Annotated in this window: 1 protein-coding gene; it reads right to left on the reverse strand. The window is 67.3% G+C overall.

All coding sequences use genetic code 11. The annotated features are described in order from the left end of the window. Entirely contained in the window at positions 1-13659 is a 13659-nt protein-coding gene (locus EIP75_RS20870) for a filamentous hemagglutinin N-terminal domain-containing protein (protein ID WP_125245130.1), read from the reverse strand. Positions 13660-13685: the final 26 nt, after the last annotated feature.

The raw sequence follows: 13685 nt of genomic DNA on the forward strand, positions 1-13685 counted from the left end.
TCAGCGTGTGCCGGCGGTCTCGCCGTTCTCGCGCTCGTCGGCCGCAGGTACCAGCAGGCGATTGTGCAGCTCGGCAGATGCCACCGTCAGCACCACGGGATCCTTGAACACACCGAGCGCATCGGGCGACAGACCGGTCGTCGAGAAGTTGCCCGTGAACAAGGCCCCCACACCTGGCATGCTCGGGATCACGTTGCCAGGCAGCGTCGAGGCCGTGACCGTGCCGATCAGGTCGATCGGCCCCCACGGCGTACCGTTCATGAAGTACGGCGCATTCACCAGCCCACCGGCAATGCCGGCGGCGGCCATGGCCCCAGTGCGTCCGCCGATGCGGCCGAACATCTGCGCAGAAACCGCCGACGATACCGTCAGGCGTCCCAGATCGACCTTGTGCTCGGCCACCGCATCGTTGCGGCCGATGTTCAGCACGCCCGTCGGGCCAGCCGCCATGGTCAGCGAGGTGTTGCGGCCAATCAGACCGGTCAGCGTGATGTTCCCATCGGTGGTCAGCTCCGCAGAGCCGCCCGGCAGGTACACCGGGGCCTCCAGGCTGATCGGGCCGCTGGTCACCCGCACGACCGCAGGGAGGTAGACCGCGGCGCCACCCGTCTGCGTGAAACCGGTCGCGGTCTGTACCGTGGCGCCCGGCGCGAAGTTCACGCTGCCCGAAGCACTGGTGTTGGCGATCGAGAGCGCGCCCGTGCTGGCCGCCACGGCCCCCTCGAACACGAAGCCCATGCCCGACAGTTGCAGGCCGCCGATGTCGTCGGCGGTCACAGCGCCGCGGAAGCGCGTGGTGCCGCCATCGGCGCTGCTCACCAGGTTGCCGATGCGCACCGCGCCCACCGCATCGATGTCGCCGACATCGGCGCGCAGCGTCAGTGTGTTGCTGGCAGGGCCGTCCACGGTGCTGCCGAAGACCAGCGAGCCGCCGGTACTGTGCAGCGTCGCATCGTCGGTCAGCGTCAGCGCGCCGCTGTAGGTCTGGCCCTGCGTGGTCGACACCGAGGTGCCTTCCAGCGTGGTGGCGCCACTGACGCTCAGCGAAGACAGCGCCTGCGTGCTGCCCACGTTGCCCAGGACGGCATCGCCCTGGATGCTCAAGCTCTGGCCGCCGGCCGTGCTGGCATCCACGCCATGGCGCAGCGACACCGAGGTGCCCGTCAGCACCGCGTTCCCGGCCAGCGTCACACGCTCACCGTAGGTCTGCGTGCCCGTGGTGTCGACCGCGTTGGCCAGCACCACCGTGCCTGCGGCATCGGTCTCCAGAGAGGCCGCGCGGATCGACGCGTTCAGGCGGGTTTCGCCAGCCGTGTTGATCGTCAGCGCACCCAGGCGCGTGGTGCCGCCAACGGCATGGTCGAGCACCACGTCGCTGCTGCCGGCATCCACGGTCAGCGCGTGCGCACCGTCGATGGTGCCGTTCAGCGCCATCGCGCCGCCGCTCAGCACAATGTCCGCACCCAGCGTGATCGCGCCGTTGTAGGTTTGGCTGGCGGTCGTGGACACGCCACCATTCAGGGTGCTCGCGCCATTGAGCGTCAGGCTCGACAGCGCCTGGCTGTCCCCCACGGTGCCCAGCACCGCGTCACCCTGGATCGTCAGGCTCTGCCCACCGTCCGTGCTGGCGTTCACGCCACCGGCCAGCGACACCGTGGTGCCGGTTAGCGTGACGTTGGAGGCCAGTGTCACCTGCTCGCCATAAGTCTGCGTGCCAGTGGTGTTCACATCACCAGCCAGCACCACCGTGCCCGGGCCGTCCGTCGTCACCGAGGCTGCCCGCACCGACGTGAAACTTGTCTCACCAGAGGTATTGACCGTCAGCGCACCCAGGCGCGTCGTGCCACCCACCGCGTGATCGAACGCCACGTCACCGCTGCCGGCATTCACCGTCAGGGCATGGGCGCCGTCGACCGTGCCGTTGAAGGCCATCGCACTGCCTTCCAGTGCCACGTCGGCTCCCAGCGTGAGGGCACCGTTGTAGGCTTGGGCCCCTGTGGTGTTGACCGCCGTGCCGCTCAGGGTGCTCGCACCGTTGACCGTCAGCGACGACAAGGCCTGGCTGCCGCCCACGGTGCCCAGCACGGCAACGCCCTGGATCGTCAGGCCCTGGCCGCCTTCCGAACTGGCGTCCACGCCGTTGGACATGGTCACCGTGGTGCCGGTCAAGGTGATGTCCGCGGCCAGCGTCACGAGTTCGCCGTAGGTCTGCGTGCCGGTGGTGTTCACATCACCAGCCAGCACCACGGTGCCAGGCACATCCGTCGTCACCGAGGCCGCGCGCACCGCGCCAAAGCTGGTTTCGCCAGCGGTGTTGACCACCAGCGCACCCAGGCGCGTGGTGTTGCCCACCGCACCGTTGAAGGCCACGTCACCGCTGCCGGCGTTCACCGTCAGCGCCCGTGCACCATTGACTGAGCCGTCCACGGTCAGGGCGCTGCCTGTCAGTACGGTATCGGCACCCAGCGTCACCGCACCGGTGTAGTGCTGTGTGCCGGTGGTGCTGACGCTGCCGCCATTGAGCACGATGTGCTGGCCGTCGACCGTCAGCTTGCCCTGGTTCGCAAAGGCTTGTGCCAGCGTCACCGTGCCATTGTCAGAGGCCAGCGACACATCACCGCCCTGCCCCGCCGTGATGACGCCATTGGCGTTCAGGGGGCCCACGGTGTCCACGTTGATGCCGCCATCGGCTGTTGTCAGGGTGCCGGTGGTCAGCGCGCCGCTCGACGTGAGGTGGATATCGCCCGTGCCGGTGACCGTGGCGTTCACGGTCATGCCCGTCGCGTCGAAGGCCGAACTGCTGCTGCCGATGCCACTGCCGCTGGTCAGGTTCAGCGTGCTGCCCGTCAGCGACGACGACACCGTGAACAACTGGCCGACGGCCGCGTTCAGCGAGACCGTGCCGTTTGCACCTGCGTTCACCGTGCTGGTGGTCAGGTTGCCTGTGGTGGCCGTCAGCGAGACGACGCGGTTGGTGCCACCGGCCACCACCGTCTGGGCCGTCAGGCCCGTGGAGCTGGTGGCGGTGATGTTGCCGTTGCTGGTCTGCAGCGCGGTCTGGGTCAGCGTGCCGGTGTTGTTCACCGTCAGCGCGCCAGCGCCGGTCAGTGCCGCGTCGAGGCTGTCCGTCGTGGTCGTGAGCACGGTGTTGCCACCGGCCGAGCCGCTGCGCACATAGACCGTGTCACCGCTCAAGGCCAGGTTGCGTGCCGCGGCACCGCTGGCAGCGGTGACCACATCGGTACCACCCGTCAGGCTCAACGCGCCGCTCGTGCTCAGGCCGGCCGTCGGCAGCGTGAGCGTGCCCGCGGCGCTGAGCAGCAGGTTGCCGTCCTGCGGCAGCGTGGCAGCGCTCACGTTCAGGTTGCCGGCCGATCGCAGGTAGGCGGAGCCGCCCGCGCCCATCGTCAGGCCGGCGGCGCCCACTGTCCAGGTGCCGGTGTTGACGTTGTTGATGCTGACCACGCGGTTGGCACCGGTGGCCGTCAGGCTGTCGAGTTCGCTCACGTTCACGCGCAGCGGCGTGCCGGCCCCGGTGGCGAGATCGTTGACCACGCCGATGTTGCCATTGGCCGTCAGCTGTGCCGAGTGGGCCGTCAAGTTCGTGCCCGAACCGCTGCCCACGATCGCACCTGCCGAACTCAGCACAACGGCACCGTTGTTCGCACCCGCAGACACACTGCCCACGGTGATGTCGCCCAGGGTGGTGGCCAGGGTGACGTTGTTGCCGACGGCATCGGCCGTGGCCGCCACCGAGGTGGCCGTCAGCGGGCCTGCGGCGTTGATGACGATGGCACCGCCGCCAGCGGTCACCGAACTCAAGGTCAGGCCGTTGGTGTTGTTGTCATTCACGTAGATGCCGACACCGCCCGCCGCATCGCTCAAGGCCAGTGTGTTGGCCGTGGTCTGCATGGCCATCAAGGCACTGCCCACGCCACCGGCCCCCTGCAGCGTCACCGTGTTGCCGGTGATGCGTGTGAGCACCGAGCCGTCGTCCTGCACGGTACCGCCCGCCTGGTTCGAGATCAGCGACACGTTGCCGGAACCGGCATTGATGTTGCCTGCGATCAGGTCCACGTTCGTGGCCGTGCCGTTGACGGTGATCGCGCCGCCGCCGGAGGTGGCATTGGCGATCAGCAGGTCATGCGCGGTGCTGACATTGATCTGGCCGCCGTTGGTGGCCACGTTCGTGAGCACAGAGGCGCCACTGGTGCCCAGGAAGGCTGCACCGCCATCGGTGATGACCTGCACGCGCTGGCCGTTGACGACCACGCGGTTGCTGTTGGTGCCGACGCCATTGGCGCCGAACAGGTTCAGGTCGTAACCGGTGACCGTGCCGGCACCGGTGGCCAGGATGCTGCCAGCGTTGGCCGACAGGTTCACGCCGCTGTGGCGAGCGTTCGCACCGGCCGACACGTTGTTGACGGTGATGTTGCCTGCGCTGGCCGTGACGTTGATGTCATTGCCCACCGCATCGGTGGCCGACGTCATCGACGTCAGCACGATGTTGCCGGCCGCGGTGACGTTGGTCGAACCGTTGGCCACCGAGGTCGTCAGGCCGCCTGTCAGCGAGCCCGTGCTGCTGAGGTACAGCGAGCCGGCGCCGGTGACGGTGGCGCTCACGCTGTTGCCGGCATTGCCGTTGACGATGATCGGCGCCAGTTCAGTGCCGATGCCGTTGGCTGCGCTCAGCTGGATCGAGGAATTCGCACCCGTGCCGCTCAGCGTCACGTTGCCGGCCAGGATGCTGCCGGTGCTGGCCGTGAGGCGGAGCGTGTTGTTCGCACCGTAGCTCATGGTGCCCAGGGTCAGGTCACCCGTGGTGGCGGTCACCGACAGGTCACCGGTGGTGGTCAGGTTGCTGAGGTTCAGCGACCCGGCCTGCGTCATGTAGGCACCACCCGTGCCCGAGCTCGCGGTCAGCGTGCCCACGGCCAGACCCAGGGCCAGACCGTTGGTGCCGATGAAGCTGTCCGTGCCCACGGCCGTCAGCGAGGCGTTGCCGGCGGTGATGCGCGAACTGCCGTTCAAGGCGTAGATGGCCCCGTCGCCACCGCTCACACTGGAATGAAGGGTGGCGGAGCCGCTGCCGACATCGATGCCGCCCACCGCGATGCGGGAGATGGAGCGGAAGCTGAAGTCCAGACCGGTGGTGTCCACCAGGCTGGTGAGGACGCTCACGCTGCCCGTATCGGCACCGCTCAGCGTCAGGTTGGTCGCCGCCAGGCTGAAGACGCCGGTGCTGCTGGTGGCGCCCAGGTTGTTGGCCCGGTTGATCGACAGCGAATCCAGATCCTGCTGCCCCTGGACATAGATGTCACCGATGTTGCGCAGCGCCAGGTTCTTCGTCGACACCCGCAATGGCGAGCCGCTGCCGCCGATGTTGTAGGCGGCGTTCATCGCCACACTGCTGCCGCTGACCAGGTTCGAACCGTTCAGGGCCGTGATGCTGCCATTCGTTGACGTCAGCGTCACCGTATCGCCGCCGCTGATGACGCCCGCGGTCAGGGCCGTGCCGGCCTGGAGCGTCACCGCGCCGGGCGCGGTCACCGAGGTGGCGGTCAGCGCGTAGCCTTCACTGATGTTGATGCTGCCGGTGGCGCCGTTGGCCGCGGCGGCCGATGCCGTCAGGGTGGTCGTGCCACCACCGTTGGCAGACAAGCTCACGGCCGACTGGTTGCCGATGGAACCGGCGGCCGTCAACGACACGCTCGTGGTTCTGCTGATCGAGCCGCTGAGGATCGAACCGCCCTGGTTGTCGATGTTGACGGCATTGCCGCGGGCGTCGATGCTGCCCAGCGCGATGTCGCCGATGTCGTTGACCAGGTTCACATCGCCGTTGGCGCTCACGCCGCTGACCGAGGTGCGGCCATGCAGGTTCAGGTAGGTGGCGCCACCGTTCGAATTGGCGCTCAGGGATGCCACCGTCGCCTCGATGCTGTTGCCCGCACCGGAAGCGCCGATGGCGCCGCCACTGCTGCTCATCGACAGGCTGGCGGCACGGATCTGCGTGCCGGCCACGCCGTCGCCGGTGATGCTGCCGCCGCCACGGTTGCTCAGCGACACCGCGCCTGTGGTGCCCAGGTTCAGGTCCCCCACGGCAATGGCCCGGTCGCTGTCGAACGAGAAGACCAGGCCTTCGGTGTCGTTCAGGGTGGTGAGGGCGCTGCCCGTGTTGCTGTCGGTGCCGCTCAGCAGCGTGTAGGGTGTGTTGCCGTGGACAGGCACCGACTGGATATCGTAGGTGCTGCTGGTGGCCACCGGGTGCGTCGCGTTGATCGCCAGCTGGTCGATGTGCGTGTCCGATGCGATGTACACCGAGCCGGTCGAGTTCACCGTCAGCAGCGGGGACGACAGGTGGATCTCGTTGCCCAGTGCGCCGATGGTGCCACCAGTGCCACTGTTGTAGTTCGCCGTGGCCAGCGTGGTGCGCGCAGCGGTGATGTGATGGGTCGGGCTGCCGCTGCTGAGCAGGTCACGGTAGGTGGTCAATGACACCGTGCCGGTCTTTTGCACATCGACAAGTTCGACCACCTGGCTCTGGTTGGTGTTGAGGGAGAAGTTCAATCCGGTCGCGTCATGGATCTGATTGACGGTCGTGGTCGTGCCGTCGCTGGTCACGTCGAACGTCAACTGGGGCGCGGTGACATGGTAGGTCGGTGCCGCGCCACCTGTGCCCTGAGCACTGGTGAACGAAAGATCCAGCAGATCACGTGCGTTGTCCACGAAGGCATTGGCGCCGGTGCTCACGGTCAGCGAGCGCGCATCCGTCTGCATGCGCGTGGTGGCATCGCCCGCCACGCCTACAGAGCCGGTTGCCAGCAGCGTGACGCTGTTGCCCTTCAGCGCGGAGTTGCCGATGTTGGTGATCGAGGTGTTGGCGCCTCCGCTTTCCAGCGTCAGGTGGTGGCCATCCTTCACATCGCCGGTGCCGACCACGAGGTCCACATCGGTGCGCAGGCTGAAGTTGATGCCGCTGGCATCGGTGACGTGGTCCAGCGTGTACTGGTTGCCGCCTGCGCTGTCGGTCACCAACAGGTCGAGCCGGTCTGCCGTCACCGACACGGTGTTGGACGTGCCCACCGCAGCGTGCGTGGAGGTGATGTCCAGGCCGAACAGGTCGGTCGAGTTGTTGACGACGATGTCACGGCCGGCGCTCAACACCAGTTGGCGCGTGTTGGTTTGCACCGTGTTGCTGCCGGCCCCAGTGGCACCGATGGCCTGGGCCGCCGTCAGCGTCAGGTTCGGCGCCGTGAACAGGGCACCGCTGCCCTGCAGGATCGAGCCGGCGGTGGTCGTCACGCGGGCGAAGTTGCCCACGGTGTTGTCCTGCAGCGTGAGCGACTTGTTGTTCGACACGTACAGCGAGCTGGTGATCTTGCTGCTGAGCGAGTTGACCGAGGTGTACAGCGGATTGGGGCTGTAGTTGTAGCTGTAGACACTGCCTGCGTTCAGCGTCAGGTGGTCGGTGGTGATGGAGGGGCTGCCCGCGCTGGCGCCGCTGCCCCCCTGGATCAGCCCATTGGCCACGCCCAGGTAGTCGGTGCTGGAGAGTGTCACGCTGCCCGAGCCGGTGTTGACGCTCGTGGCCGTGATCGTGCGGTCGGCTTTCAGGTCCAGAGCCAGGCCGGACTGGCTGATGTTGTTCAGTATCAGGCCACCGACTCCGGTCGTGTCACTGAGGCTGAAGGCAAGGCCACCACCTGAAGTGACCGTGTAGCTGTGGGTGTTGGCACCACTGGTCCTGTGCTGCAGGTCGAGGCTCAGCGACTGCAGCGTGGTGCTGCCGTTGTTCACGGACACATTGCCGCCTGAGGCGATCGACAGGTTCTGCGTGCTCGTGGTGGCGGTCACCGCGCCGTTGCCGGCCACCGCCGTCAGGCTCACAGCGCCTGCGGTGATGGTGCCGCTGTTGCGGTTGATCTGCGCATTGGTGTTATTGGGCGCGCTGCGCGAGGTCAATGACACCGAGCCCGTGCTGTTGCTGCCTGCTGTGATGGTGTTCAGCGACAGTGCGCGGTCCGTGCTGTAGCTGAAATCGAGCGGGCTCGTGGCCACCAGGCCCAGGGACTGCGTGGCGCCATCGGTGATGGCAAACGTCGTGAGGTTGGTCGCGCCCACGCCATAGCTGTACGTGGTGTTGGTGCCGTGCGTCACCGTCATGTCCAGCCTGGACAGGCTCTGCGAATCGGTCACGAGCATGTTGCCGCTGCCGTTCAAGGTCAGCGAGGGCGTGGCCACCCGCAGGTAGTGCCCCGCGGTGCCGATGTTGCCGCCGCCGCTGGTGGTCGATGCGGCGTTCAGCGTCACGCTGCCGGCCGTGATGCGGCCGCTGCCCGCGTCGCTGGTGATGTTGCTGTTGGCGCCCCCACCACTGGTGGCCAGCATGATGCTGCCTGTGGCCTGGAGCGCACCGGCTTCGATGTTCTTGCTGTTGGTGAAGCTGAAATCGCCCAGCGCAGTGCCCCCGGAGCTCAGGCTTTGCGTGGTACCCGAATCGGTGATGCTGAAGGTCTGACCCGCCGCGGTGATGCCGAACTGGCTGGCCGTGCCGACGGCGGTGGTGCCGTTGGTGCTGGTGATCGCCAGCTTGGCCAGCGTCGCGTCGTCGTTCACATGCAGGTGGCGGCCGGCCGTGAGCGACAGGTCGGTGGTGCCATGCAGCGCGATCGCGCTGGTGCTGGACCCGACAGAGCCGCTCGTGCCAGCGGCCAGGGCGACCTTGCCCGCCGTGATGGATGAATCCGTGTCGATGTTGGCAATGCTGCCGCCGGTGCTGGCGACCGAGGCAGCGCCCGCTGCACCGACGTCGATCGTGCCCACGTTCACCGATCCCGTGCCGCTGAAGCCGAAGGCCAGCGCCGAAGTGCTGCTCACCTCAGTGAGCGTGTGGTTGCCGCCGCTTTCGCTGATGTCGAAGACCTGGCCTGCGCCGGCCGTGATGCCGATGGTGCCGAAGGCGCCACCGGTGCGCGTGAGGTTCAACTCGGTCAGCGTGGTGCCGTCGTCCACCGCCACGGTGCCCTGGGCAGTGAGGTTCAGCCGCTGCGTGTCGACGCTCAGGACAGCGCCATTGCCGCCCAGCGCACCATAGGCCGCGCTGAGACTCACCTGGCTGCCGGTGATGCCGGTGGCGGCATTGCCATCGTCCAGCAGCGAGCCGTTGGTGGCGGTGATCGACACCGCGCCGCCTGAGGTGGCGTTCACCGCGCCCAGCGTCAGCGAACCGTCGCTGGTGACCGCGATGCCGGTGGTGGCCTGCGCGTCCAGCGCGGCACCATAGGCGCTCACGGTCAAAGCGCGGCTGCTGTTGCCGATGCTGCCTGCGGCGCTCAGCGTCAGCGAGCCGTCGCCGACATAGACCGTGCCGGTCGGGTTGAGGATGGAGCCCCGGTCTGCCGTCAGACGCACGGCCTGACTGTATGCCGTGATGTTGCCATTGATCGAGATGTCGCCCTCATGGACGGCGATCTCGACCGGGCCGGCCGCTGACACACCGGTCAGGGTCAGCGTGTTGGTGAAGTTGCCGCCGGTCGGTGTCGGCACATCGATGTAGACGCCACCGTAGGTGGCATTGGCATTCAAGGAGCCCGTGATCAGATCGAGGTGGTCGTTACCGCTGGCACCGATCGAGCGAGCATTCAGATAGGTCGAGTTCGCCAGCACGCGGGTGGCCTTGTCGCCATCGTCGACGATGCTGCCGCCCGTTGAAGTGAAGCTCACGGAGCCGCTGTAGCTCACATCGACCTGGCCCAGCGTGATGTCGCGGTCGCTGGTGAAGCTGAAGCCCAAGCCGCTCGAATCGACCACGTTCTGCACGTGGTGGCCCGCGGCCGAGTCGGTGATGGTGAAGGCCAGCGACGGTGCCTTCACGACCAGGCCATAGGCGGTCGTGCTGTCGGCATGCGAACTGCTGATGCTCAAGCCCGAGAGGTCTGCAATGCTGTTGACATACAGGTCACCTCGCGTGGCGAGGGTCAGCTGGCTGGTGTTCACCTCGAGCGGTGCCAAAGAACTGCCGACATGGCCCTGGTTGGCCCGCAGCGTCACGGAACTGCCGGTGACACGGGTATCGGTGTTGCCGTCTTCGACGAGGTCGCCCTGTGTGGCGGTGATGCTGACCGACGCGCTGTTGGCCTGGACCTGGCCGATCACGGCGGTCTGGTCGCCGCTGAAGCTCAACGAGTTGAGCGGCACACCGACGATGCGGTTGATGGCGTACTGCGAGCCGTTGTCCACCACATCGAAAGTGAGGAACGGCGAGGTGATCTCCAGCACGTTCGCCACGCCTGGCACGGCGTGGCGGTTGGTCACGCTCAGCGAGGTCAGCGTGTTGTCGGTGTTGACCAGGTAGACGTTGCCGGTGTTGTTCACCGACAGGCCACTGATGCTGGCCTGGATCGCATTCGCGCTGGTACCGATGGACTGCGCCGCATTGAGGTAGGCAGAGCCGGTGGTCAGGCGCGTGCTGCCATTGCCGTCATCGACGATGGATCCTCCATTGGCCGACAGCGTGGTCGAACCGTTCAGCGCGCTGCGCACGGTGCCGATCGTGATGTCACCGTTGCTGCTGGTCACCTGGATCGAGTTGCCCGTGGTGGCGACATTGTCCAGCGTCACGCCGCCATTCTGTGTGACGGTGATGTTGCCGGCGTTCTCCAGGTCGAGGTGGGCTGCCGTGCTGCGCAGCGTGATGTTGCTGGCGTTGCCGCCGGCACGCGCGACGATCAGGTCGGCGTTCACATCGTTGGAGCCGATGCTGGTGATGCTGCCGTTCTGGGTGGTCAGCGACACGGTACCTGCTGTGCCTGCGTCGACCGTGCCCACCGTCATGTCGCCGGTGCCGGTGGTCGCGATCGTGATGCCGTTGCCCGGGGAACTGGTCGTCGAGGTGACCGTCCCGAGGGTCGTGCTGCCCGCGGTCGTGATGTCGATCGGACCGTTGCCCGACACGATGGTCGACAGGTAGGAGCTGGTGGCCGTGGTGTTCGCGTAGATGCCGCCCGAGGCCGCGTTGGCACTGAGCGTGGTCGCATTGGTCTGCAGGCGGGTGCCCGACGTGCCGATGGCGCCGGCCGCATGGACTGCCAGCGCGCCCGCGGTGATGCGCGTGCTGGCGTTTCCGTCGTCGACCACGTCGCCACCACTGGAGCTCAACGTCAGCGATGAGGTGCCGGTGCTGACGGTGCCCGCGGTCAGGGTACCCGCGGCCGACACCGCGGAGCTGCCCGTCGTGTTGAGCAGTGTCAGGTTGAGCGCACCGGCGTTGGCGACGAAGGCACCGCCCGTGCCCGAGGTGGCCGACAGTGTCGGCGTATCGGTGTTGACCGACTGGGTGCTGGTGCCAATGGCACCGTTGTTGCCGTTGCTGCCACGCGCCGTCAGCACCACCGAGGCGGCCGTGCTCAGGTTGCCAGCCGCACCGGTCAGGTTGCCCGCGGTGGAGGTAAGCGTCAGCGTGCCGCTGCCCACGTCGAGGGTGCCCAGCTCGATCGAACGGTCGGACACCAGCGTGAGGTTCAGCCCTGCCTGAGCGATCTGGGTGGCGCTGAGCGTGCTGCCATCGGTGAGCTGAAAGCTCAGGCCGCTGGCATCGATCTGGTAGGTGTGCGTGCCGGGTGCGACATGCAGCGCGTTGACCGACAGGTCGGTCAGGGTTCGGTCGCTGGCGGCGAAGATGTCACCGCCACCTTCCACGGTGAGGCGCTCGGTGTGGGTGCTGATCGCGCTGCCCGCGGTGCCGATGTGGCCGCCGCCAGCGGTCAGCGACACGGTGCTGCCGGTGACCAAGGGCGCCGTCGCTCCCGCGTTGGTGATCGAGCCGACGGTGGACACCATCTGCACCGCACCGGTTCCGGCATTGATCTCGCCGGCGATCTGGATGTTGCCGGTGGCCCGCAGCGTCACGGCGCCACCGTTGGTGGTCAGGCGGCCAATGTTGGTCAGTGCACTGCCCAGGCCCAGGGCCTCGAGCGTGATGGAGCCGCCCTGTGTGCGCAGTTCGGTGTTCGCATCGACGAAGTGGATGCCACCGGTCTGGGTGGACTGCAGCGTCACGCCGCGACCCGCGGTGGTCTGGAAATTGATGGCGCCCCCGGCCATTGCATCGATCGTGATCTGGCCGGTGGCCTGCAGCACGATGTTGGCGTTGCCGGCCAGGCTTTCGAGCAGGCCGCGCGAAATCGTGTTCAGCGTGGCGCCAGCGCCCTGGTTGCCATCACCCGCGGCAACGCTGCCATCCGACGCATTGCCGTCTTGCGTGCCGCCCGAGGCGGAATCGGTGATGCGCAAGTCGGTCGGGTCGATCAGGAAGGTGCCGGTCTGGCCTTTGTCTGCGCGCAGGTCCACGTCACCCGTGATGCCGATGTTCTTCTGGCTGGAGACTTCGGCAAAACCGCCGTCGCCGCCCTGGGCGCCGCCGCGTGCGCTGATCTTGCCGTTGAAGACGGTGGTGTCGGTCGACCACAGCGTGACGTTGCCGCCTTTGCCGTTCTCGGTCGCATCGGCGTTCAGCGTGGCGCCAGCCGCGACAGACACCGATTCGGACTTGTTGGAGAACGGATGGGCAGCGTCGGTCAAGCCGGTGCTGCCCAGTGCGATTTCACCGCCACCGTGGCGGCCCGAGGCGTCGATGGACGTGCCCGTGGCCACGCGCACCTTTTCGCCGGTGGCGATCACCGTGCCGCCCTGGCCACCGCTGGCGGCCGAGACGTCCATGCGCCCGCCGATGGCCACGGTACCGGCGTCACCGCCGGACAGCACGATGCGGCCGCCCTGGCTGGCCACCGCGGTCGCACTGATCAGCCCATCGGTGTTGATGACGTTGTCGATCACACCCTTCACCGCGCGGGCCGTCAGCAGCACGCTGCCACCCTCGGCACGGATCTCGCCGCTGTTGGTGACCAGTGCACCGCTGCCCGGTACGGTCTCTGTGATGGCCGAGCCCGCGCTGAAGCTGAGCAGGCCATCGCCATGGAAATCGAGCGAGAAGGTGTTGGCCGCCCCCAGCGCCACACGGCCCAGGCGGGCCTCGATGACGCCAGAGTTGCGCACGCGTGGCGCCACCAGTGCCGCCAGACCGCTGTCGTGGATGGTGATTTGGCCCTGGTTGTCGATGGCCGCGTTCGTGTTCGGCGAAGCCAGGCCGAATTCATAGCGGCCGGCCATGAAGTCGTCGTCGCGGATGTTCGCCGTGGTGGCGACCAGGCCACCCACATCGACGCGTGCCGTGGGCCCGAACACGATGCCGTTCGGATTGACCAGCATCACGGTGCCATTGGCGTTGAGGCGCCCGAAGATGGCCGATGGATCATTGCCCAGCACGCGGTTGAGCGTGACGCTGCGCGCCGAAGGCTGGATGAAGTTGACCGTCTCGCCCGCGCCGATGCTGAAGCTGCGCCAGTTGATGATCCCGCGCTCACTTTGCTGCAGGACATTGAGCGTGCCGGCACCGCCATCGGAGATGGTGATCGAGCCCGCTGCCACCTGGCCGCCTGTCGGATTGGCCAGGGCGACCTGCCCCGCCATCGTCCAGCCCACGACGATCGCCAGCTTGGTGAGCATGATGCCGTGGCCTTGGCGGCGCAGGGAACGCTGGAGGCGGCGGGCACGGATGGCGACGCGGCGGAGCACTTGGCGGGACGGTTGGCCAATGGTCATGGGACGGCTTTCAGGAAAATCGATGT

The organism is Aquabacterium soli, from assembly GCF_003933735.1.
Taxonomy (GTDB): domain Bacteria; phylum Pseudomonadota; class Gammaproteobacteria; order Burkholderiales; family Burkholderiaceae_C; genus Aquabacterium; species Aquabacterium soli.

Excerpts from the sequence above, each read along its gene's own strand:
- EIP75_RS20870 (WP_125245130.1), bottom strand. The coding sequence starts at position 13,659 with ATGACCATTGGCCAACCGTCCCGCCAAGTGCTCCGCCGCGTCGCCATC.